The sequence below is a fragment of the Halorubrum distributum JCM 10118 genome, from assembly GCF_000337335.1.
GTDB classification, from domain to species: Archaea; Halobacteriota; Halobacteria; order Halobacteriales; family Haloferacaceae; genus Halorubrum; species Halorubrum distributum.
In genome coordinates this window covers 20651-43181 of the sequence record NZ_AOJN01000065.1, presented here as the reverse complement: position 1 = coordinate 43181, position 22531 = coordinate 20651, and the positions used below count along the sequence as shown (strand labels likewise).

The window sequence follows — 22531 nt, the reverse complement described above, 5'->3', positions numbered from 1 at the left end:
GTGTCGGGAGCGATTCGGCACAACCCATGCGAGCGATGAGCGCTGTCGGCGACCGGTTCTCGCAGGCGGAGGCCATGGCCCGAGAGAATCCCGAGCTCGCCGTCGCCGTGGCGCTCGTCGTCCTGATCGCCGTCGCGGCCGGAGTGGTGGTGCTGCGGTCCCGGCGGACGCCGGGGGTGCGGTTCCGCCGACTGCTGGCCGACGAAGACGAGATAACGGTGTTGATGCACCCGAACCCGGACCCGGACGCGATGTCGGCCGCGGTCGGGGTCGCCTCGCTCGCCGCCCAGGTGGACGTCGACGCGACCGTCCAGTACCCCGGCCAGATCCGTCACCAGGAGAACCGGGCGTTCCGGACCGTTCTCGACCTCGAACTGGAGCCGATCGAACACGTGAGCGACCTCGCGGCGGAGTCGGTGGTCCTGGTCGACCACAACGAGCCGCGGGGGTTCGCCGGCGCCGACGGCGTGTTGCCGACGGCGGTCGTCGACCACCACCCGGGAGACGGCGCCGGCGAGTCGTTCACCGACGTGCGGACCGACTACGGCGCGACCGCGTCGGTCGTCGCCGAGTACTTCCAAGACAACGACGCCGTCCCCGTGCCCCCCGACAAGCACGCGAGCGAGACGGCGAGTGCCCTGACGCTGTCGACTGACACGGCGACCGGGCTGCTGTACGGGATCTTGGCCGACACGAAGCACCTCACCGTCGGCGCCAGCGAGCCCGACTTCGCGGCGGCCGCCTACCTCTACCCCGGCGTCGACCAGGACCGGCTCGACCGCATCGCGAACCCCGCGGTCGACGCGGAGGTGCTGGAGGTGAAGGCGCGGGCGATCGCGGGACGCCGCATCGAGGGGTCGTTCGGGGTCGCCGACGTCGGCGGCGTGAACAACGTCGACGCGATCCCGCAGGCGGCGGACGAGCTGATCCAGCTCGAAGGGGTCAGCGCCGTCGTGGTGATCGGCGAGCGCGACGGGACCGTCCACCTCTCGGGGCGGTCGCGCGACGATCGGGTCCACATGGGCAACGCGATTGCGGCGGTGTTAGACGACGTCGACAACGGGAACGGCGGGGGCCATTCCCGGATGGGCGGCGGGACGATCCAACCGAGCGTCGACCCCACCGGGGAGGGAGAGCCCGAGACCGTCGACCGCGACGCCCTCGCAGACGGGCTGTTCCGGGCGATGGCGGGCGACGTGTGACCGGGGCCGACGCGGTGCGGCCGCGCGCGACAGGCGTCCGCGGTGACGCGAGCGCCCGGATTTAAGTTCCGAGCCGCGGTGCGTCCGACATGAACGTCGCTGACGCGCTCGACGACGGATGGCTCGCGCTCGCCGGCGTCGGCGCCGGCTACGCGCTCGCGGTCGGACTGGTGTTCCTGCTCGTGTTCGTGCTCCCGTACCTCGCGGTCGCGGCGCTGTGAGGACGGTCGCGGGAAAAAGCGAGTCGACGGCGGCTCCCGAATCGGGGCGCGGCCCGATTAGGCGAACGCCAGCGAGTCGTCGGCGCTCGTCTCCTCGTCTTTGCTGAGCTTCTCGTGGGCCTCGAGGAAGTCGTCGAGCGTGACCTCCGTGCGGTCGTCGCGGATGGCGAACATCCCGGCCTCGGTACACATCGCCTTGATGTCGGCGCCGGAGGCGTCCGGGGTCAGCTCGGCCAGCTCGGCGAAGTCGACGCCGTCGGCGAGGTTCATGTTGCGGGTGTGGATCTGGAAGATGATCTCGCGGCCCTCGGTCTCCGGCTTGGGAACCTCGATGAGGCGGTCGAAGCGACCGGGGCGGAGGATGGCGGGGTCGAGCATGTCGAAGCGGTTGGTCGCGGCGATGATGCGGACCTCGCCGCGCTCGTCGAAGCCGTCCATCTCGGAGAGCAGCTGCATCATCGTCCGCTGGACCTCGGCGTCGCCCGAGGTCTTCGAGTCCGTCCGCTTCGANTCGTCGAAGCCGTCCATCTCGGAGAGCAGCTGCATCATCGTCCGCTGGACCTCGGCGTCGCCCGAGGTCTTCGAGTCCGTCCGCTTCGAGGCGATGGCGTCGATCTCGTCGATGAAGAGGACGGCGGGCTGGTTCTCGCGGGCGACCTCGAAGAGGTCCCGGACCAGCTTGGCGCCCTCGCCGATGAACTTGTGGACGAGCTCGGAGCCGGCCATCTTGATGAACGTCGCGTCCGTCTCGTTGGCGACGGCCTTCGCGAGCATCGTCTTCCCGGTGCCCGGCGGGCCGTACAGCAGGACGCCGCTCGGGGGCGTGATGCCCACGTCCTCGAACATGTCGGGGTGTTCCAGCGGCATCTCGACGGTCTCCCGGACCTCCTGCATCTGGTCTTCGAGCCCGCCGATGTCGGCGTAGGTGACGTCCGGGGAGTGTTCGACCTGCATCACGCGGGCGCGGACGTCGGTCTCCTTCTCCAGCTTCTTGACCACGGACAGGGAGTTGTTGACCGCGACGCGGTCGTCGGGGTCGAGCTTCTCGCGCATCTCGTCGGTGATCTCCGTGAGCGCCTCCTGGTTGTTCCCGTGCTGTTTGATCACGGCGCCGTCGGGCGTGATCTCCTGTACCGTCGCCACGAACAGCGGGGACTGCTTCAGCTTCTTGTTCTCGTGGGTGAGCCGCTCGAGCTTCTGCTGGTACTTGTTGTTCTCCGCGTTGGCGTCGAGGAGCTTGTCGCGCATCTCCTCGTTTTGGGACTCGAGGACGTCGAGCCGCTCCTGAAGGGAGTCGATTTTCTCTTGTTTCGACGCCGCTCCCTCGTCGTAGGGCATATCGACGTCGTCGACCGTATCGCTCATTGTGTTTATTAAAGCGTCTCGCGGATAAGAGGCTTCGGGTGGGGGCACGATGGGGGCGTTCCGCCAGCGAGACGGCGAGCGACGGCGGTCTGCGCCCGCGACTATCGATACCGTTGACCGCCAAGATATAACCTGAAATAATTAAAATGGATAGTAAATATTATTAATCGGCATGACGACGATCGGACCACGCATGAGCACGACCGATGCCGTCACCGCCGACGACGGGACCGCGGACCGCTGGGCGGCCGTTCGCGACCTCCCCCCGAGCGCGAAGCTGGTCGCGAAGGTGCTGGATTACAACGACACGCTGACCCAGAGCGAACTGGCCGAGGAGACGCTGCTCCCGCCCCGGACCGTCCGCTACGCGCTGTCGCGGCTCGAAGAGGAGGGCGTCGTCGACTCGCGGTTCTCCTTCACGGACGCGCGAAAGCGCCTGTACTCGCTGGGCATCTGAGCGTCTGACTCCGGGCACCTGAGCGTCGGAGACGACCGTCCGCGACGATTTATATCCGATACCGCGCCAGTGGGCCCGTGGTCTCGACTACCGCCGTCAAGCGCGCTCTGGCCGCGCTCGCGACACGCACCGACACCGCGAGGCGCCCGTACGCCGCAGTGATCGACGAGGCGGACGCCGCGCGCGCCGACCTCCGGCGCGCGGCGGGGTTCGTCGACGCCGTCGGGTTGGACCGGCTGGCGGACGCGGTCGATGCCGCGGAGCGCGCGGGCGACGAGGCGACCGCAGAACGGGGCCGTGACGCCCTCGCCGCGTACCGAGGGTACCGGCGGGCCGCAGCGGTCAAAGAAGGCGACAACTGCGACTCCGACCACTTCCGCTCCGGCCCCGGAATCCCTAAGCCGGACACCGGCCAAGACGCGAACAGATGACACGGGTGATCCACACCGGCGACACCCACATCGGGTACTCGCAGTACCACTCGCCGGTCAGGCGCCAGGACTTCCTCGACGCGTTCGAGGCCGTGGTCGACGACGCGGTCGACGACGGCGTCGACGCCGTCGTCCACGCCGGCGACCTCTTCCACGACCGCCGGCCCGAACTCGACGATCTGATGGGGACCATCTCCGTCCTCCGCCGGCTCGACGACGCCGGGATCCCCTTCCTCGCGGTCGTCGGCAACCACGAGTCGACGCGGGGGGGGCAGTGGCTCGACCTCTTCGAGCGCCTCGGCCTCGCGACCCGGCTCGGCGACGAGCCGGTCGTCGTGGGCGACACCGCCTTCTACGGCCTCGACCACGTCCCCGTCTCGCGGCGCGACGACCTCGACTACGCGTTCGCCGACCACGACGCCGAGTACGCGGCACTCGTCGCGCACGGCCTCTTCGAGCCGTTCGGCTACGCCGACTGGGACACGGAGACCGTGCTGACCGAGAGCGACGTCGCGTTCGACGCCATGCTGCTCGGCGACAACCACAAGCCCGACACCGCCGAGGTCGCGGACACGTGGGTCACGTACCCGGGCTCGACCGAGCGCGCGAGCGCGAGCGAGCGTGAGGGGCGCGGCTACAACCTCGTCGTCTTCGACGCCGACGCGGCCGGGGGCGACGACCGCGTCGAGATCCGACGCCGCGCGCTCGACACCCGTCCGTTCGTCTTCGTCTCGGTCGAACTGCGCGAGGGCGAAGGCGAGTCCCGAGTCCGCGAGCGCGTGCGCGAGTACGACCTCGCCGAGGCGGTCGTCCACGTCGAGATCACCGGCGAGGGCGACCCGGTGACGCCCGCGGCCGTCGAGGAGTTCGCCACCGACGAGGGCGCGCTCATCGCGCGCGTCACGGACAGACGCGAGGTCGACGCCGACGGCGAGGTGGACGTGAGCTTCGCCGACCCCGAAGACGCCGTCCGCGACCGGCTCGACGAGATGGCGCTGTCGACCGCCGCGCGCGACGTCGAGCGCGCGGTCCGAGAGGACACGGTCCCCGACGCCAACGTCCGCGAGACGGTGAAGCGGCGGATCGAGGAGCGGCTCGACGAGGAGGCGGACCTCGGCGCGTTCGAGCCGGTCGAGTCGGACGCGGAGGCGGTCGAGGGCGAGGAGGCGGACGACGGCGAAGAGGTGAACGACGGCGAAGAGGTGAACGACGGCGAGGAGGCGGACGACGGCGAGGAGGCGGACGACGGCGAGGAGGCAGGCACCGAGGAAGCAGACGCCGACGGATCCGAGTCGGACGAATCAGACGCGGCCGACACAGACCCGGACGAATCGACCACTGACGAGCCGGACGCCGAGTCCGATCGCGTGGAGGCGACGGACCCCGATCCGGCGTCGAACGACGGCCAAGTCTCCATGGAGGACTACCTGTGAAGTTCGACCGCGTCCGCCTCGCGAACTTCAAGCCGTACGGCGACGCCGACCTGCGGCTGACCGAGGGCGTGACGGTCATCCACGGGCTCAACGGCAGCGGGAAGTCGTCGCTGTTGGAGGCCTGTTTCTTCGCGCTGTACGGGTCGAAGGCGCTCGACGGCACCCTCGAAGACGTCATCACGAACGGCGAGGCGGAGACGGAGGTCGAGCTGTGGTTCACCCACGACGGCGTCTCCTACCGGGTCGAGAGGCGGCTCAGAGCCTACGACGACCGGATCGACCACCAGTGTACGCTCGAGTCGACCGACGGGAGCGACGTGACGCGCGACGGCGCGCGGGCGGTCCGCGAGTTCGTCACCGAGCTGCTACGGATGGACGCCGAGGCGTTCGTCAACTGCGCGTACGTCCGGCAGGGAGAGGTGAACAAGCTGATCAACGCCACCCCGCGGGAGCGGCAGGACACGATCGACGACCTGCTCCAGCTGGGAAGGCTCGAGGAGTACCGCGATCGCGCCGGCGACGCTCGGCTCGGCGTCGAGGACGTGCTGGAGAACCGTCGCGGGCGGCTCGACCAGCTCGACGAGCAGATCGCCGCGAAGGAGGACCGCGACCTCCACGGGCGGCTCAACGAGTTGGAGAGCGAATTGGGCGACGTCAGCGACGAGATCGACCGGTACGAGACGCAGCGGGAGCAGGCGAAAGAGACGCGCGACGCGGCCGCCGAGACGCTCGAGACCCACGCCGAGAAGCGGGAGGAGTTGGAGTCGGTGGAGTCGGAGATCGACGCGATCGAGGCGTCGATCCGGGAGGCCGAGCGCGAGCGCGACGAGCACCGCGACGCGATCCGCGAGACGCGCGAGCGGATCGACGAGATCGAGGCCGCGATCGACGACCGGCTCGACGACGCCGGGCTCGACGCGGCGACCGAGACAGCGATCGCCGACCGGCGCGCGGAGCTCGACGACCGGGAGGCGGAGGTCCGCGAGGAGCTCGACGACGAGCGGGTGAGCGCCGAGGCGTTCCGGAATCAGGCGACGAACCTCGCCGGGAAGGCCGACGATCGGACCGAGCGCGCCGCGGAGATCGAGTCCGAGGCCGACGACCTCGCCGACGAAGCGGAGGCGGCGGCCGAGGACGCCGAGGACGCCCAAGCGTCGATCGAGGAGCTCCGCGATGAGGCAGACGGGCTCTACGACCGGTTCGCGGCCGCCGACGCGGACGTCGACCGCGACGGCGTCGCCGACGAGCGGGACGCGCTGCGCGACGGGCGCGGCGAGGTCCGCGAGCGGATCGCCGAGCTGTCGGCGGAGCTGAAGAACGCCCGCGAGCGGGTCGAAGAGGCCGAGGAGCTGCTCGCGGCGGGAAAGTGCCCGGAGTGCGGCCAGCCGGTCGAGGACTCGCCGCACGCCAGCGGGATCGACGAGGATCGCGAGCGGGTCGCGGAGCTCGAAGCGGAGCTGGAGGACGCCCGCGAGCGCGAGGACGACCTCGACGAGCGGATCGCGGAGCTGGACGAGCTCGCGAGCGCCGCGGACCGGCTCGACGAGATCGACGAGCGGGTCGAGACCCTCGAAGCGCGGGTCGAAGAGAAGCGAGAGGCGGCGGACCGGAAGCGGGAGACGGCCGAGGAGAAGCGCGAGCGCGCGGCCGACCTCAGGGAGGAGGCCGAAGAGACCCGTGAGGTCGCCGCCCAGAAGCGCGAGGAGGCGGAGGCGGCCGCGGAGCGCGTCGACGAGCTGGAGGCGTCGCTGTCGGCGGTCGACGCCGCCCACGAGGCGGTGACGGCTGTCGAGGAGCGCCTGTCCGCGATCGCGGAGGCGGAAGACGAGATCGAGCGCCGCCGCGAGAAGCGGGAGAACCTCGACGAGGTGAACGACGAGCGGCGCGACCGGCTCGCCGACAAGCGCGAGCGCCGCGACGAGCTCGCGGACGCCGTCGACGAGGACGCGGTCGAGAACGCGAAGGAGCGGAAAGCCGACGCCGAGCAGTACCTCGAACAGGTCGCCGAGGAGCTCGACCGTCTCAACGAACGGCGGGAGGAGCTTCAGAACGCGATCGGCGGGGTGAAAGGCGAGCTCAGCGAGCTGGAGGCGCTCCGCGAGGAGCGCGAGGCGCTCGGCGAGCGCGTCGAAGCGCTCGAAACGCTCCACGAGGAGACGAGCGAGCTGGAGTCGATGTACGGCGACCTGCGTGCGGAGCTCCGCCAGCGCAACGTCACCGAGCTGGAGCGCACCCTCAACGAGACGTTCGAGCTCGTCTACGGCAACGACGCCTACTCGCACATCGAACTCGACGGCGAGTACGTCCTCACCGTCTACCAGAAGGACGGCGAGCCGCTCGACCCCGAGCAGCTCTCCGGCGGTGAGCGCGCTCTGTTCAACCTCTCGCTGCGCTGTGCGATCTACCGGCTGCTCTCGGAGGGGATCGAGGGCGCCGCGCCGACCCCGCCGCTCATCCTCGACGAGCCGACGGTGTTCCTCGACTCCGGCCACGTCTCGCGGCTCGTCCGGCTCGTCGAGGAGATGCGCGGCTTCGGCGTGCGCCAGATCGTCATCGTGAGCCACGACGACGAGCTGGTCGGCGCGGCCGACGAGCTGGTCACCGTCGAGAAGGACCCGCGCTCGAACCGCTCGACCGTCCGCCGGGAGGACGCGGCGGACCTCGACGTCGCCGAACTCGTGGACGACTGAGCGCCACCGATGCGACTGTTTCCTTTATAAATATCCGACGACGGCAGGAGCGGTGGAAGCCCGCGGGGACACCGCCGCTGAGAGGGACGGCGGCGACGTCAGCCCGCCCCTCCACGTCGGCGCGTGCCTGCGAGCGGCCGCCACTGGCGGCCGCGAGGAGCACGCGCGAGGGAGNGAGGGCGACCGAAGGGAGCCCGACGGACGCGCCCGACGAGGCTGGGGAGGCGTGAGGTGCCGTGCGGTCGCGGTCGGGTGGGGCTCAAAGGGGCAGCCGCGAGGCTGGGGCTTTGGAGCTGTTCGTCGTCGATCTAGAATCAACTATTTATAAACGAACAGCCGCAGCCGGCCGCAGATAGCGGTTATAAGCGAGGTATCAGTCGCCGTCGCCCTCCTCCGCCGATCCGTCGCCCTCCTCCGCCGATCCGTCCCGCAACAGTTCGAGCGCCTCGACCGCGACCGCGGTCGCCTCGTAGCCGCGTCGCCCGGCGACCTCGGCCTCGTCGACCAGTCCCGCCGCACGGAACTCCGTGAGCGTCCCGTGGAGGTCGGACTCGCACATGTCGGCCGCGTCGAGGAGGTCGATCGCGGCGATCGGTCCCTCGTCGACGACCACGGCGAGCAGGCCGAGCGACCGGTCGTCGCGGACCGCGCCGAGCGTCCGGCGGACCGGTTCCGGCACGCCGGAGGCCGCGGTCGCGAGCGGTGACTCGCCGTCCACGACGCTGAGCTCCTCGTTGTCGACGTACCGCTCCGCGCCGGTGAGCGGGTCCCGAACGCGGCTGGACTCCGCGGAGCGTTTCACGAGGAGGTACGTCTCGCCGTCGCCGTCGCGGACCGTCTGCATAGTGGAAGCGGAGAGGCCCGCGGACATTACGCTTCCGGGGGCGCCGCGTCGGGGTCGAAGTCGTCCTCGTCGGGTTCGGCGTCTCCGTCCGTCTCGGCGTTCTCGTCGCCCTCGGCGGCTTCAGCGTCTGCTTCGCCCTCGGCGGCTTCGTCCGCCTCGTCCCGAGAGCGCTGCCACGCCCGGTACGTCTGGTAGGTCCGGACGCCCGCCAAGAGTCCCCCGACGAACAGCGCCGGACCGATCCGCGACCAGCCCTCGAAGAACCACACCATCGGGCCGAGCGCGACGAGGAGGACGGCGGCGTTGGCGTAGATGACGGCGACGACGAACGCGCGGAGGGTCCCCTGGTCCACGTCGCTCGCGCCCTCGAAGTCGCCGCCGTCGTCGAACGACTTCACCGAGGGCGCCTTCGGGATGTCGGGCGTCATCTCCCGCTCGGCGTCGGAGCTCTCGCCGACGGAGATCTCGCCCTCGTCGTCCTCGTCGAGGCTGAACACGCCCGGGCGTACGCCGCGCCGGGGCAAAGGGGTTCCGTCCGGACGCGGCGCCGCGGCTACGGTGGAACAGGCGCGCTGCGACGGAACGGAGGATCGAGGCCGAGAGCCGCTTCAGACCGCGTCGGCGAGCCGCACGGTTCGGCTCGCTTCGACCCACGCGAGGGGGTTCGTGGCGTCGAAAAGCACCACGTTCCCGTCGTCTTCGTACGCCTCCACCTCGGCGTCGACCGCGTCGGAATCGGCCGGGCGAGCCGCCTGGGGTTCGGAACGTGGGTCCGAAGACATAGACCATGGTAAGTCGTCACACAATATATGCCTTTCCGTGGCGGGATACCTCGCCGCACCCGAAAGCCGAGTTTTTTAGCCGGGTGACGCCGAAGGGCGGATATGACTCAGTCGGGGCTGTCGGACTTCTCGTCGACCGGAGACGCGGGCGACGGGGCCGACGGCGACACGGACACCGAACGGGAGGAGCTGGCCGCCCAAGAGGCGGCCGCCGTCGCCGGCGGCGGACGCGGCCACGTCAGCGACGTGGTCGACGTCGACGAGGCGAAGTTCCCGGAGTCGACCGGGACCGTCGAGCTGATGATCACGCAGATCGACTACGCCGTCGAGGGGTACGGCAGCGACGAGTACCCGGTCGTCCACGTGTTCGGCCGCCGGCCGGCGGCACACGTCGAGGACGCCGACCACGACGTCGTCGAACACCTCCGCGTCCTGGGCGTCGAGCCGTACTTCTACGTCCCCACGGCCGACCTCGACCGCGACCCGGTCGAGGAGTACGACGTGGTGATCGGGACCCGCGAGGAGAACCCCGACGGCGAACCCTACGAGAGCATCCGCGGCGAGCCGCTCACCCGGATCGTCACCCGGACGCCCCGCGACGTGGGGAACATCCGCGACGACTTCGAGACCAGCTTCGAGGCTGACATCCTCTTCCCGAACCGGTTCCTGATCGACAACGGGATCAACGGCGGGATCCGCGTCGAGGAGCGGCGCCTCGACGACGGCGAGGGGACGATCCAGGTCCACGAGGGGATGTTGGAGCCCGCGGACGTCGACGCCGACCTCCGTGTGAACACCTTCGACATCGAGGTGGACGACCGGCGGGGGTTCCCCGAGGACGGCGAGGAGCCGATCATCTGTCTCACCAGCCACGACTCCTACGACGACGAGTACGTCGTCTGGCTGTACGATGCGCCCGAGGCCGAGATCCCCCCGCCCGAAGACCTCCCCGACTACGAGGGGATCGTCGACGGCGACGGGGAGCTCGACTTCCGGGTCCGCACCTTCGAGGAGGAGGCCGCGATGCTCGACGCGTTCGTCGAGTACATCGACGAGACGGACCCGGACCTCCTGACCGGGTGGAACTTCGAGGACTTCGACGCGCCGTACGTCCTCGACCGGCTGGAGGTGCTCGACGACGGGAGCCAGTACGACCTCGACGTCGACCGGCTCTCCCGGATCGGCGAGGTGTGGCGCTCCGGCTGGGGCGGCCCCGACGTGAAGGGCCGGGTCGTCTTCGACCTGCTGTACGCCTACAAGCGCACGATGTTCACCGAGCTGGAGTCGTACCGCCTCGACGCGGTCGGCGAGCGCGAGCTCGGCGTCGGCAAGGAGCGCTACACCGGCGACATCGGCGACCTCTGGGAGCAGGACCCCGAGCGCCTGCTGGAGTACAGCATCCGCGACGTGGAGCTGTGCGTCGAGATCGACCGGAAACAGGACGTGATCGCCTTCTGGGACGAGGTGCGCACCTTCGTCGGTTGTAAGATCGAGGACGCGCCGACGCCCGGCGACACCGTCGACATGTACGTCCTCCACAAGGCGTTCGGGAAGTTCGCGCTCCCGACGAAGGGCCAACAGGAGTCGGAAGACTTCGAGGGCGGCGCCGTCTTCGACCCGATCACCGGCGTCAAGGAGATGGTGACGGTCCAAGACCTGAAGAGCCTCTACCCGATGTGTATGGTGACGATCAACGCCGGCCCGGAGACGAAGGTCGACCCCGACGAGTACGACGGCGAGACGTACGTCGCGCCCAACGGGACCCACTTCCAGAAGGAGCCGGACGGGATCATGCGCGAGATGGTCGACGAGCTCCTCTCCGAGCGCGAGGAGAAGAAGGCGCTCCGGAACGACCACGACCCCGGTACCGAGCCGTACGAACAGTACGACCGTCAGCAGGCTTCTGTGAAGGTTATTATGAACTGCTTCACGCCGGACACCGAGGTCGTAACCCCCGACGGCGTTCGGTCGATTACGGACTTGGAGGTCGGCGACGCCGTGTACTCGCTCGATCCCGATACGGAGGAGATGGAGCTGAAGACCGTCGAAGAGACCCACGCGTACCCGGACTACCGAGACGAACTCGTCGACATCGAAACGTCGAAGATCGACTTCCGGGTGACGCCGAACCACCGGATGCTCGTCCGAAAGAACGAGACGAACGGGATCACCGAAGACGGGTACAGTTTCGTGGAGGCGGGCGACCTCGACCGGGCGACGAACTACGAACTGCCTCACGATTGGGACGGACCGGACGGGGAACGGATCGATGAGGTCGATCTGACCGAACTCGTCGACGGCGAGTACGAGGTGTGGGTCCGGCCGAGCGTCCACGGTCACACGTTCACGGCCGAACTCGGCTGGACGCCGCGGCGCGTGCCGAAGGCGGACGTCGGCGAGACCGGCTACGTGTTCACGGCTGCCGAGTTCGAGGAACACCGCGAGTACGTCGAATCGGTGTGCGAGACGAGCTTCGTCCACCGCGAGTCCGGTCGGAAGTGGATCCCGCGGACGTTCGACGGCGACGACTTCCTCGAACTGCTCGCGTGGTACGTCACGGAAGGGAACGTGTACACCTCCGAGGAGAAGCGGTTCGGCGACAATCTCCGCGGCTCCGCGACCACGATACAGATCGCGCAGGACGCCGTGGCGGACGGCGGCGACTCCGACCACGAGACGATCGGGGATCTTCTCGATCGGATGGGGCTGGACTACTACGTCGACGACCGCAGCTATCAGTTCACCTCGGCGCTGCTCGGCGACCTCATCCGGGACCGCTGCGGCGACGGGAGCTTCAAGAAGCGGATCCCGGACCGCGTCTTCGAGGCGACGAGGACGCAGAAGCGCGCGTTCTTGGAGACGCTGATCGACGGCGATGGCGACCGGCAGTCCGGGTCGTGGAGGTACACGACGTCGAGCGAACGGCTTCGGGACGACGTGCTCCGCCTGTGTGCTCACCTCGGGCTCACCGCGAGCTACAACCGTGACAGCGGGAGCTGGCGGATTTACGTCACGGAAGACGCGAAGAACACGCTTCGGATACACCGGAGCGGGTCTCGGAGCGAAGCCGAGGACGGCGTCTACTGCGTGACCGTTGAGGACAATCACACGCTCCTCGCGGGGCGGAACGGGAAGTTCCAGTTCGTCGGCCAATCACTATACGGAGTTACGGGATGGGATCGGTTCCGGCTTTACGACAAAGAGGGCGCAGCAGCCGTCACAGCGACCGGTCGCGAGGTCATCGACTTTACCGAGGAGGCCGCAGAAGAGCTTAACTATCAAGTATCTTATGGAGACACCGACAGCGTTATGTTATCCCTTTCTGACATGGCGAAGGAGGAGGCGATCGAGACCTCCTTCGAGATAGAGGACCACATCAATGAGCGCTATGACGACTTCGCGCGCGACGAACTCAACGCCGAGTTCCACCGCTTCGAGATCGAGTTCGAGAAGCTCTACCGGCGCTTCTTCCAGGCGGGCAAGAAGAAGCGGTACGCGGGCCACATCGTCTGGAAGGAGGGGAAAGACGTCGACGACATCGACATCACCGGCTTCGAGTACAAGCGCTCCGACATCGCCGGGATCACGAAGGAGGTCCAACAGAACGTCATCGAGACGATCGTCACGGGCGACGACATCGACGAGGACATGGAGGAGGTGAAAGAGTACCTCGTCGACGTCATCGCGCGGGTGCTCGACGGCGACATGGACCTCGACGAGATCGGGATCCCGGGCGGGATCGGGAAGAAGCTGGACGCCTACGACACGCCGACGGCGCAGGTCCGGGGGGCAAAGTACGCAAACCTGATGCTCGGCACCAACTTCGGGAGCGGGTCGAAGCCGAAGCGGCTGTACATCGAGAAGGTCCACCCCGACTTCTGGGCGCGGATGGAAGACGAGGAGGGGCTCGACCCGCAGCGCGATCACCTGTACGGGGAGTTTAAACGCGATCCGGACGTGATCTGCTTCGAGTACGCGGACCAAGTCCCCGAGGAGTTCGAGGTCGACTGGGAGAAGATGCTGGACAAGACGCTCAAAGGACCGATAGAGCGCGTGATAGAGGCGCTGGGGATGTCGTGGGAGGAGGTGAAGACCGGCCAGGAACAGACCGGACTCGGCTCGTTCATGTGACCGTCGGTGAGGGTGAACGCCGACCGTCGAAAGCAGTTTTCGATCGAAAGAAAATTTCTTGGTTGATTTGCGACTTTTGACGGGGAGATGCGTAACCATTAACCCCCTCAACCCCCACCGTCAACGTACGAGGCACGAGAATACACATGGCTACTCTCGAAATCAACGATCTTCACGCACGAGTGGCGGAAGAGGGCGGCGAACGCATCCTTCTCGGGGTCGACCTGACCGTCGAGTCCGGCGACATCCACGCGCTGATGGGGCCGAACGGCTCCGGTAAGTCGACGCTCGCGAAGGTCATCGCCGGCCATCCCGCCTACGAGGTCACCGGCGGCGAGATCCTGCTCCACCTCAGCGAGGAGGACGTCGCCGACGTCGACGTCGATCTGGACGACGAGGACTATCACTGGGAGCTGCTCGAGTTGGAGCCGAACGAGCGCGCCGCGCTCGGCATCTTCCTCGGCTTCCAGTACCCCGCCGAGATCGAGGGCGTCACCATGACGAACTTCCTCCGCCAGGCCCTCAACGCGAAGGCGGACGAGCGAGAGGAGCTGTTCGAGGACGAAGACGAGGCGGAAGCCGAGGCCGACGACGACGAGGGCTACGAGACCTCCCCGATGGAGGGGCCCGCGGACGACGGCGAGATCGGCGTCGCCGAGTTCCAGGAGATCCTCTCCGAGAAGATGGAGCTGCTCGACATGGACGAGAAGTTCATGCAGCGCTACCTCAACGCCGGCTTCTCCGGCGGCGAGAAGAAGCAGAACGAGGTCCTCCAGGCCGCGATGTTGGAGCCGAGCGTCGCCGTGCTCGACGAGATCGACTCGGGGCTGGACATCGACCGCCTGAAGGACGTCTCGAAGGGGATCAACGCGCTCCGCGACGAGCAGGGCACGGGTATCCTCCAGATCACCCACTACCAGCGCATCCTCGACTACGTCGAGCCCGACCACGTTCACGTCATGCTCGACGGCGAAGTCGTCAAGAGCGGCGGCGCGGAGCTCGCCGAGAAGCTCGAGGACGAGGGGTACGACTGGGTCCGAGAGGACGCCTTCGAGGCGGCGTAACCAAATGCGGGCACGCGACACACGTAAACACGGGAATCCGTAACAATACACTATGAGTTCACAACAGGACGATCTTAAGGAGACAGACACCGAGGCCCGCTTCGAGTTCAAGAAGGAGGAGAAGTCCGCCTTCAAGAGCGAAAAGGGTCTCACCGAGGAGACGGTCCGCGTCATCTCGGAGGACAAGGACGAACCGGAGTGGATGCTGGAGCGGCGCCTGCGCGCGCTCGAGCAGTTCCAAGAGATGCCGATGCCGACCGACTGGCCCGGCCAGCCGGACCTCTCGGAGGTCGACATCAACGAGATCGTGCCGTACATCCGGCCGGACATCGACAAGCGCGGCGGCGCCGACAGCTGGGAGGACCTCCCGGAGGAGATCCAGGACACCTTCGACAAGCTCGGCATCCCGGAGGCGGAGAAGAACGCGCTCTCGGGCGTCGGCGCGCAGTACGAGTCCGAGATCGTCTATCAGAACATGCAGGAGCGGTGGGAGGAGAAGGGCGTCATCTTCTGTGACATGGACAAGGCCGTCCAAGAGCACGAGGAGATCGTCCGCGAGCACTTCATGACGAAGTGCGTCCCCCCGAGCGACAACAAGTTCGCGGCGCTTCACGGCGCCATCTGGTCCGGCGGCTCGTTCGTCTACGTCCCGGAGAACACCACCGTGGAGATGCCGGTCCAGGCGTACTTCCGGATGAACTCCGAGGGGATGGGCCAGTTCGAGCACACGCTCATCATCGCGGAGGAGGGCTCCGAGGTCCACTACATCGAGGGCTGTTCCGCCCCGAAGTACTCGGCGTTTAACCTCCACTCCGGCGGCGTGGAAGTGTTCGTCGGCGAGGACGCCCACGTCCAGTACTCGACCGTCCAGAACTGGTCGAAGAACACGTACAACCTCAACACGAAGCGCGCCATCGCCGAGAAGGGCGGGCGCATGGAGTGGATCTCCGGCTCGATGGGCTCGAAGGCGACGATGCTGTACCCCTCGACGATCCTGAAGGGCCGCGGCGCCTCCGACAACCACATCACCATCGCCTTCGCGGGCGAGGGCCAGGACATCGACACCGGCGCGAAGGTGTACCACAACGCGCCGGACACGAAGTCCACCGTCGAGTCGAAGTCGATCGCGAAGGACGGCGGCCGCACCAACTACCGCGGCCTCGTCCACATCGCGGACGGCGCCGAGAACTCCTCGACGGCCGTGGAGTGCGACGCGCTGATGTTCGACAACGAGTCGACGTCGGACACGATGCCGTACATGGAGATCAACGAGTCGAAGGTCGACGTCGCCCACGAGGCGACCGTCGGCAAGATCGGCGACGAGGACATCTTCTACCTCCAGTCGCGCGGTCTCGACGACGACGACGCCAAGCAGATGATCGTCTCCGGGTTCATCGAGCCGATCACGGAGGAGCTGCCGATCGAGTACGCCGTCGAGCTGAACCGGCTCGTCGAGCTCGAGATGGAGGGTTCGCTCGGATAACATGAGCACGCAAGCAATCGAGAGCCTCTCGGAGGACACGGTACGACGCATCGCCGACGAACGCGACGAGCCCGAGTGGCTCGTGGAGACCCGCCTGAACGCGCTCTCCGCGCTGGAGACGGCCGAGCTGCCCGACGTCATCCAGACGCCGGGCCGTCGCTGGACCGACCTCGAGGCGCTGGACTTCGAGTCGCTCGTCGACCCGCTGAACCAGGCGGACGAGACCGAGCGGACCGCGGGCGACGACGAGGTCGTCGTGCTGCCGTTCACCGAGGCGCTCGCCGAGTACGGCGACGTCATCGAGGCGAACTTCGGTTCCGTCCTCGACCCCGAACACAACTACCTCACGGCGCTGTCGGTCGCGCTGTTCACCACCGGCACGTTCGTCTACGTCCCCGAGGGCGTCGACGTCGAAGACGTGACGGTGCGCGCGGAGATGAACTCCCGCTCGCTGTTCAGTCAGACGCTCGTCGTCGCCGAGGAGTCGTCGTCGGTGACGATCCTCGAGTCGATCGAGACGGGTGACGCCGAGGTCGCCGACGACCGCTACTTCTCGAACCTCGTCGAGGTCGTCGCGGGCGAGAACGCGAACGTCCAGTTCGGCTCGCTCCAGAACCTCGACGACGACGCGTACACCTACTCGCTGAAGCGCGGCGTGACCGACACGTACGCGACGGTCGACTGGATCGAGAGCAACTTCGGGTCGAAGCTCACCCGCTCGGACATCGAGACCGAGCTCAACGGCGACGGCTCCGAGAGCCAGATCGTCGGGACGTTCTTCGGCACGGACGACCAGCACTTCGACATCAACGCCCGCGTGTGGCACCAGGCGGAGCAGACGACCGCCGACCTCGTCACCCGCGGCGTGCTCGACGACGTCGCCCGCTCCGTCTACGAGGGGGTCCAGGACGTCGGCGAGGACGCGTGGAACACCTCCAGCTACCAGCGCGAGAACACGCTGATGCTGTCGGACGACGCCGAGGCCGACGCGTCGCCGAAGCTGATCATCCACAACCACGACACCGAGGCCTCCCACTCCGCGACGGTCGGGCAGGTCGACGCCGAGGACCTGTTCTACCTCGAGAGCCGGTCGATCGATTCGCGGACGGCCCGGAACATGCTCGTCGAGGGCTTCTTCGTGCCCGTCCTCGAAGAGATCGCGGTCGACGAGTTCCGCGACGACGTCGAGGAGCTCGTCTTGGAACGGCTTCAGTAGGCCGTCGACGCGGACTGGCGGTTTTTTATTCCGGCGTGGTCGCGGCGCGGAGTGACCGGCCAGCGAGGGGAATCTCTTAAGACCGACGACGCCCGAGTCGGAGGTATGCGAACCCGCGTATCGCGCCGTCTCGGGTGGTCGCGGTGAGTGTGAGCCAGCGGGTCGCCTCCGACGACCAGCTCGCGCGGCTGCTCCAGATCGGAATCGTGCTCGAGGAGGTCGTCGAAGCGCGAACGCACCGCCACTACCAGCAGCTTGACGCCGAGCTCGACGAGGAGGTGGAGACGCTGCTCGCGGACGCCGCCGAGGAATCCGCCGACCACCGCGAGCGGCTTGAGTCGCTCGTCGAGGGGCTCGGCGTCGACAGCGTCCCGTTCGGCGAGATCGAATCGCTGGTCGACGCCCGCTACGGGCGGACGCGGCCGGAGGACTTCGACGACGTGCTGTACGACCAGCTGTGCAACGAGGAGACGGCGTACAAGTTCTACGACGACCTCATCGAGGCGATCGAGGACTCCGAAGCGACGTTCTCGATCGACCGCGGGGAGCTGCTCGCCACCCTGACGACGATCCGCGACGAGGAGGCCGAGGGAGTACGCGAGGTCACGGAGGTCATGGAGCGCCGATGAACCGGGCAGACGAGTCGCCGACGAGCGCCGACGGAGGACAGCCGTGAACACCGCAGATCAGTACCTCAAGACGATATACGTCGTACAGGACAGCGAAGACGGTCCCGCCTCGACCGGGTCGATCGCCGACTCGCTCGGCGTCAGCCCGGCCAGCGCCAACGAGATGATCGGCAAGCTCGAAGAGCGCGGCCTCGCGGAGCACGAGAAGTACAAGGGCGTCACGCTCACCGACGACGGTATCGTCCGCGCCCGCGACGCGCTCCAGACCTACTGTATCATCGAGCGCTTCCTCGCGAACGTCCTCGCGGTCGAGGACTTCCAGGCGGAGGCCCGCGAGCTGGAGGCCGTCATCGACGACACGGTGGCGGAGCGGCTCGACACGATCATCGACCGCCAGCCGGAGTGCCCGGACTGCTTCGACCCCGAGTCCGACGCCTGCGCGTGCTTAGAGATCGCTCCGGAGCCGGTCGAACCGGAGCAGCAGTAAAAACGGTAAACGGTCGCGGAGCGGGTTCTCGGTCTTAGACGCCGGTGGAGTAGCGCAAGATGCCCGCGATTCCGCCGAACGCGTCGAGGAGCTGCTCGCCCTTCTCGAAGTCCGTGGAGATGAACCGGGTCTCGGTGCCGCGCTGCTCCGCGATCGCCATCAGGTGTTCGATGACGTCCTCGCGCTCCTCGACGGCCGCCTCCTCGCCGCACTCGCTACACTCGTGGTCCGGCGTCGAGTGGCGGGCGTCGACCACCTCGTACTCCTCGTGGCCGTTCGGGCACTCGTAGACGACGACGTCCGAGCGGAGGTCCTCGGAGATGAGCAGCCGGTCGACGGAGCCCATGATCAGGTTCCGGCGGGTCTGTTCGAACCCGTAGGTGGCCTCCTGGCCGGTGTTGAGCTTCTCGAAGAACTCCTCCATGTCGTTTTTGTCCTGAACGATCTCCTGGTCGGCGAGCGCCTCCTGGCCCGCGTCGACGAGGTCCTTCAGCCCGGACTCGTCGGTATAGGCGACGTCGAACTTGCCGAGCACCTTGTCTTGGAGCTCGTGGTGGAGGTAGTCGCCGTCGAGGAACTCGTCTTTGGTCGGCGAGGGACCGCCGACGAGGATGCCGTCGAGCTCGTGGCGCTTGTCGACGAACAGGTCGTTGGCCATCCCCGCGACCTCCTGGTAGAAGTTGTCGATGGCCTCCAGGCGCAGGCGGGCGAACCGCTGTGCGGACTGCCCCCCCTTCCGCTGTTTGCCGGGGACCAGCGAGGAGGCGGACTTGACGGGCTCGACGCGTTTCCCCTTGAGCCAGCCGACGTTCGCCTCGCGGCGGTCCAAGACGATGAGCCCGAACAGCCCGGAGTCTTCGAGCATGTGTTCGAGCGGCTCGGTGAGGAACTCCGAGTCGCAGTGGTACCGGAACGACTCGACGGGCTGCGGGGGCGACTCCAGCGTCCGGGTGACCATGTCGGTCTGGCCGCCGCCCGCGTCGATGGCGCCCGAGAAGATCACGATCCCGTTGTCGGGCGGGAAGGTGTCGTAGTAGCGCAGTCGGTCCTTGATAGACGTCAGCGCGTCCTGGACGGCGGTCCGAGTCTGCTTCGACTTGATGTTGGACGCCTCGCTGTGTTCCTGCGTGACGTGGGCCACCACGTCGGAGATCTGCCGGTCCTCGGGGATGTAGATGGTGACGAGCTGGGTGCCGGAGCCCTCGAAGTCTTTGAGCTCCTCGATGACCTTGCGGAACTCGTACTTCCGGCGGTCCTCGTTCGCCTCCTGTGCGTCGCTACTCATTGCCTGAAATACGGTCGCGTGCGTGTAAGTAATCTTTGACCTCCCGGCCGGCGCGTCGATAGCGGGTCGTACGGGTCGTCGAACGCACGTTCGTTTATAAATGGACTGCGGTGGCGTGTGCCTGCGAGCGGCCGGAGCGAAGCGGAGGCCGCGAGACAGCACGCGCGAGGTCGCCGGCGCTACGCGCCGGCTGCCAGAGAATCTCCGATTCTCGCTGGAATCAGTCGCCGGAGCGAAGCGGAGGCGACTGACAGGGCGAGAGCGAAGCTCTCGCTTACAGCCGGACGTAGTCCGGCGACGAGGCTGGGGNGAGGCGACTGACAGGGCGAGAGCGAAGCTCTCGCTTACAGCCGGACGTAGTCCGGCGACGAGGCTGGGGAGGTGTGAGGTGCGGGGCGGTGCTGTGTGGGGCGGAACTCAAAGGGGCAGCCGCGAGGACAGCGCAGGCGACGCAAGGACCACAGGGAGCGAGCAGCGCGAGCGACCGAGGACCGCAGCGAGCGTGCGCTGTCCTCGCGGCTGGGGCTTTGGAGGTGTTCGCCGCCGGTCCGCTAGCAGCTATTTATAAACGAGCGGTTGGGGCTTTGGTGTTCGCCGCCGATTTCCGGTCAGTACCCGAAGAAGGCCGAACTCGACGGCACCGATCCTACATCGACTCCGGCGCCTCGACGCCCAGCACGTCGAGCGCGTTCGCCATCGTGTGCTTCGCGGCCGCGACGACCGCGAGCCGGGCGTCCCGCAGCTCGTCGGTCTCGGCGGTCACGACCGGGCACTCGCGGTAGAAGGCGTTGTACGCGTCCGCGAACTCGCGGGTGAACGTCGCGATCGTGTGGGGTTCGAGGTCGTCCGCCGCCGCCTCGATCGCGGCCGGGAACCGCGCGACCTCGCGGAGGAGGTCGCGGGCTGCGTCGGTTTCGAGGGCGCCCGCGTCCACGTCGAGCGCGTCGAGGTCGACCTCGCCGTCGGCGTCCGCGGTCACGCCGGGTACGTCCACGCCCTCCGCCGCGGCCTCGCCGAGGATGCCGGCGCAGCGCGCGTGGACGTACTGGACGAACGGGGCCGACTGCGCCTCGAAGTCGAGCGCGTCCTCCCACTCGAAGGTGATCGCCTTCGCGGGCTGTTTGGAGACGATGTCGTACCGCACGGCGCCGATCCCGACCTGATGGGCGATGCGCTCGACGTCCGCGTCGGTGAGGTCGTCGTCGCGGATGCGGTCGTCCATCCGGGACTCGACGGCGTCGCGGGCGCGGTCGATCGCCTCGTCGAGCAGGTCGTCGAGCATCACGCCCGTTCCCTTCCGCGTCGACATCTTCCCGTCGGGAAGGTTGACGTACGAGTAGATGACGTGGCCGAGCCGGTCGGCGTCGTTGCCGAGCAGTTCGAGGGTCGCGTCCAGCTGGTCGGCCTGGAGCTTGTGGTCCTCGCCGAGGACGGTGACGGCGCGGTCGTAGTTGTCGAACTTCCACTCGTGGTGGGCCAAGTCGCGGGTGGTGTAGAGGCTCGTGTCGTCCGAGCGCAGGAAGACGAGGTTCTTCTCGATCCCCCACTCGTCGAGCTCCAGCTGCCAGGCGTCCTCCTCGTAGACCGCGTGGTCGGTCTCCTTCAGGCGGCCGGCGATGTCGTCGGTGGAGCCGTCGCGCATGAACCGCGTCTCCTTGACGAACTCGTCGAACTCGGCGGGGAGGCGCGCCAAACAATCCTTCATCCCGCCGAGGACGGTGTCGACGACCTCGCCCACGCGCTCGTAGGTCTCCTCGTCGCCGGCTTCGAGCCCCTGGAGGATCGACTGGATCTCCGCCTCCGCGGCCTCGACCGCGTCGGCGTCGGCCTCCTCTAAGAAGGCGTTCCCCTTCCGGTAGTAGCGCACGAGGTCGTACTCCGCGCGGTCGCGGGCGGGGTCGGCGTCGAGGTCGGACTCGTCGAACCGCTCGTACGCCCACGTGAACACCGCCATCTGCCGGCCCGCGTCGTTGACGTAGTAGTGGCGGTCGACGTCGTAGCCCGCGTACTCCAAGAGGTTCGCCACGGCGTCCCCGACGATGGGGTTGCGCGCGCGGCCGACGTGGACCGGGCCGGTCGGGTTCGCGCTGGTGTGCTCGACCACGACCGAGGTGTCCCGGTCGGGGAGCGCACCGTAGTCGTCGTCGACGGCGGCCGCGTCGAGGGTGTCCGCGAGGTAGCGCTCGTTCGCGTGGAAGTTGACGTACGGCCCCGCGGTGTCGACGCTCGCGACGTAGTCGGCGTCCGCGACCGACACCGCCTCGGCGACCTCGCCCGCCACCTGCGGCGGGGGCGCGCCGACCTCGCCCGCGAGCCGGAAGGCGACGCTGGAGGCGAGCGTCGCGTCCATGTCGTCGGGCGGGCGTTCGATGCCGAGGTCGTCGGTCGGGAGGTCGAGCGAGCCGAGCGCGTCCGCGAGCGCCGCCTCGACCTCCGACCGGAACTGCCTGAACATACCGTCCGTTCGACGGGCGGGTTAAAAGGCCCTTCCGAAGCGGCTCGGCGGGCGAGGCGTGGGATCGAACGGACGAAGTTGAGACATTCGGGACTGCGGTGGCGCGTGCCTGCGAGCGGCCGCCGAGGGCGGCCGCGAGTCAGCACCGTGCGAGGGAGTCAGTCGCCGGAGCGAAGCGGAGGCGACTGACAGGGCGAGAGCGAAGCTCTCGCTTACAGCCGGACGTAGTCCGGCGACGAGGCTGGGGNGAGGCGACTGACAGGGCGAGAGCGAAGCTCTCGCTTACAGCCGGACGTAGTCCGGCGACGAGGCTGGGGAGGTGTGAGGTGCGGGGCGGGGCAGGGCGGGACTCAAAG

18 protein-coding genes are annotated in these 22531 nt (G+C 67.8%); 12 read left to right on the top strand and 6 right to left on the bottom strand.

The annotated features are described in order from the left end of the window. The first annotated feature begins 26 nt into the window (after positions 1-26). Positions 27-1202 carry a DHH family phosphoesterase gene (locus C466_RS14990; RefSeq protein ID WP_004598712.1) on the top strand — a complete coding sequence of 392 codons (1176 nt, stop codon included), beginning with the start codon at positions 27-29 and terminating at the stop codon, positions 1200-1202. 89 nt (positions 1203-1291) lie between these two features. Then, complete coding sequence (locus tag C466_RS17485; RefSeq protein WP_004598711.1) at positions 1292-1423, top strand: hypothetical protein; 132 nt, start codon at positions 1292-1294, stop codon at positions 1421-1423. Between the two features lie 57 nt (positions 1424-1480). On the opposite strand, the gene C466_RS14985 is transcribed toward C466_RS17485, so the two are convergent. Further along, positions 1481-2788: a proteasome-activating nucleotidase gene (locus C466_RS14985; RefSeq protein ID WP_004599866.1), complete on the bottom strand. Its 1308-nt coding sequence runs from the start codon at positions 2786-2788 to the stop codon at positions 1481-1483. 193 nt (positions 2789-2981) lie between these two features. On the opposite strand from C466_RS14985, the gene C466_RS14980 reads away from it, so the two are divergent. From C466_RS14980 to rad50, 4 genes are all read left to right on the top strand, one after another. After that, on the top strand, positions 2982-3245 hold the full coding sequence (locus C466_RS14980; RefSeq protein WP_004598708.1) for a helix-turn-helix domain-containing protein: 264 nt from the start codon (positions 2982-2984) through the stop codon (positions 3243-3245). A 77-nt stretch (positions 3246-3322) separates the two neighbouring features. After that, positions 3323-3676, top strand: a complete 354-nt coding sequence (locus C466_RS14975; RefSeq protein WP_004599865.1) for a hypothetical protein — start codon at positions 3323-3325, stop codon at positions 3674-3676. Continuing rightward, on the top strand, positions 3673-5109 hold the full coding sequence (gene mre11 / locus C466_RS14970; RefSeq protein WP_004598706.1) for a DNA double-strand break repair protein Mre11: 1437 nt from the start codon (positions 3673-3675) through the stop codon (positions 5107-5109). The genes C466_RS14975 and mre11 overlap by 4 nt, the downstream gene beginning before the upstream one ends. Beyond that, positions 5106-7799, top strand: coding sequence for a DNA double-strand break repair ATPase Rad50 (rad50, locus tag C466_RS14965; protein ID WP_004598705.1), 2694 nt, complete (start codon positions 5106-5108; stop codon positions 7797-7799). The genes mre11 and rad50 overlap by 4 nt, the downstream gene beginning before the upstream one ends. A 373-nt stretch (positions 7800-8172) precedes the next feature. On the opposite strand, the gene C466_RS14960 is transcribed toward rad50, so the two are convergent. The 3 genes from C466_RS14960 to C466_RS17070 all read right to left on the bottom strand — a co-directional run bounded on the left by C466_RS14960 (position 8173) and on the right by C466_RS17070 (position 9425). After that, complete coding sequence (locus tag C466_RS14960) at positions 8173-8643, bottom strand: DUF7346 family protein (protein WP_004598704.1); 471 nt, start codon at positions 8641-8643, stop codon at positions 8173-8175. Between the two features lie 26 nt (positions 8644-8669). Further along, on the bottom strand, positions 8670-9140 hold the full coding sequence (locus C466_RS14955; protein ID WP_004598703.1) for a DUF7322 domain-containing protein: 471 nt from the start codon (positions 9138-9140) through the stop codon (positions 8670-8672). A 111-nt stretch (positions 9141-9251) separates the two neighbouring features. Further along, on the bottom strand, positions 9252-9425 hold the full coding sequence (locus C466_RS17070) for a DUF7331 family protein (protein WP_004599863.1): 174 nt from the start codon (positions 9423-9425) through the stop codon (positions 9252-9254). A gap of 102 nt (positions 9426-9527) precedes the next feature. On the opposite strand from C466_RS17070, the gene C466_RS14950 reads away from it, so the two are divergent. The 6 genes from C466_RS14950 (at position 9528) to C466_RS14925 (ending at position 18435) form a co-directional block, all read left to right on the top strand. Next, positions 9528-13556: an intein-containing DNA polymerase II gene (locus tag C466_RS14950; RefSeq protein WP_004598701.1), complete on the top strand. Its 4029-nt coding sequence runs from the start codon at positions 9528-9530 to the stop codon at positions 13554-13556. 146 nt (positions 13557-13702) lie between these two features. Beyond that, the gene (locus tag C466_RS14945) at positions 13703-14620 is read left to right on the top strand and encodes an ABC transporter ATP-binding protein (protein ID WP_004598700.1); all 918 of its coding nucleotides are present in this window, start codon (positions 13703-13705) and stop codon (positions 14618-14620) included. Positions 14621-14672: 52 nt separating this feature from the next. After that, positions 14673-16103 carry a Fe-S cluster assembly protein SufB gene (sufB, locus tag C466_RS14940; protein WP_004598699.1) on the top strand — a complete coding sequence of 477 codons (1431 nt, stop codon included), beginning with the start codon at positions 14673-14675 and terminating at the stop codon, positions 16101-16103. Between the two features lies 1 nt (position 16104). Then, a complete protein-coding gene (gene sufD / locus C466_RS14935) occupies positions 16105-17319 on the top strand; it encodes a Fe-S cluster assembly protein SufD (protein WP_004598698.1) in 1215 nt (404 codons plus the stop codon). A 143-nt stretch (positions 17320-17462) separates the two neighbouring features. Next, complete coding sequence (locus tag C466_RS14930) at positions 17463-17948, top strand: ferritin family protein (protein ID WP_004598697.1); 486 nt, start codon at positions 17463-17465, stop codon at positions 17946-17948. A 43-nt stretch (positions 17949-17991) separates the two neighbouring features. After that, a complete protein-coding gene (locus C466_RS14925) occupies positions 17992-18435 on the top strand; it encodes a metal-dependent transcriptional regulator (protein WP_004598696.1) in 444 nt (147 codons plus the stop codon). A 34-nt stretch (positions 18436-18469) separates the two neighbouring features. On the opposite strand, the gene prf1 is transcribed toward C466_RS14925, so the two are convergent. Both prf1 and argS read right to left on the bottom strand, forming a co-directional pair. Next, entirely contained in the window at positions 18470-19720 is a 1251-nt protein-coding gene (prf1, locus tag C466_RS14920; RefSeq protein ID WP_004598695.1) for a peptide chain release factor aRF-1, read from the bottom strand. Positions 19721-20366: 646 nt separating this feature from the next. Continuing rightward, positions 20367-22175 (bottom strand): arginine--tRNA ligase, encoded by a 1809-nt coding sequence (argS, locus tag C466_RS14915; RefSeq protein ID WP_004598694.1) that lies wholly within the window; start codon positions 22173-22175, stop codon positions 20367-20369. Positions 22176-22531: the final 356 nt, after the last annotated feature.

Excerpts from the sequence above, each read along its gene's own strand:
- C466_RS14990 (WP_004598712.1), top strand. The coding sequence starts at position 27 with ATGCGAGCGATGAGCGCTGTCGGCGACCGGTTCTCGCAGGCGGAGGCC.
- C466_RS17485 (WP_004598711.1), top strand. The coding sequence starts at position 1,292 with ATGAACGTCGCTGACGCGCTCGACGACGGATGGCTCGCGCTCGCCGGC.
- C466_RS14980 (WP_004598708.1), top strand. The coding sequence starts at position 2,982 with ATGAGCACGACCGATGCCGTCACCGCCGACGACGGGACCGCGGACCGC.
- mre11 (WP_004598706.1), top strand. The coding sequence starts at position 3,673 with ATGACACGGGTGATCCACACCGGCGACACCCACATCGGGTACTCGCAG.
- C466_RS14960 (WP_004598704.1), bottom strand. The coding sequence starts at position 8,643 with ATGCAGACGGTCCGCGACGGCGACGGCGAGACGTACCTCCTCGTGAAA.
- C466_RS17070 (WP_004599863.1), bottom strand. The coding sequence starts at position 9,425 with ATGTCTTCGGACCCACGTTCCGAACCCCAGGCGGCTCGCCCGGCCGAT.
- C466_RS14950 (WP_004598701.1), top strand. The coding sequence starts at position 9,528 with ATGACTCAGTCGGGGCTGTCGGACTTCTCGTCGACCGGAGACGCGGGC.
- C466_RS14945 (WP_004598700.1), top strand. The coding sequence starts at position 13,703 with ATGGCTACTCTCGAAATCAACGATCTTCACGCACGAGTGGCGGAAGAG.
- sufB (WP_004598699.1), top strand. The coding sequence starts at position 14,673 with ATGAGTTCACAACAGGACGATCTTAAGGAGACAGACACCGAGGCCCGC.
- sufD (WP_004598698.1), top strand. The coding sequence starts at position 16,105 with ATGAGCACGCAAGCAATCGAGAGCCTCTCGGAGGACACGGTACGACGC.
- prf1 (WP_004598695.1), bottom strand. The coding sequence starts at position 19,720 with ATGAGTAGCGACGCACAGGAGGCGAACGAGGACCGCCGGAAGTACGAG.
- argS (WP_004598694.1), bottom strand. The coding sequence starts at position 22,175 with ATGTTCAGGCAGTTCCGGTCGGAGGTCGAGGCGGCGCTCGCGGACGCG.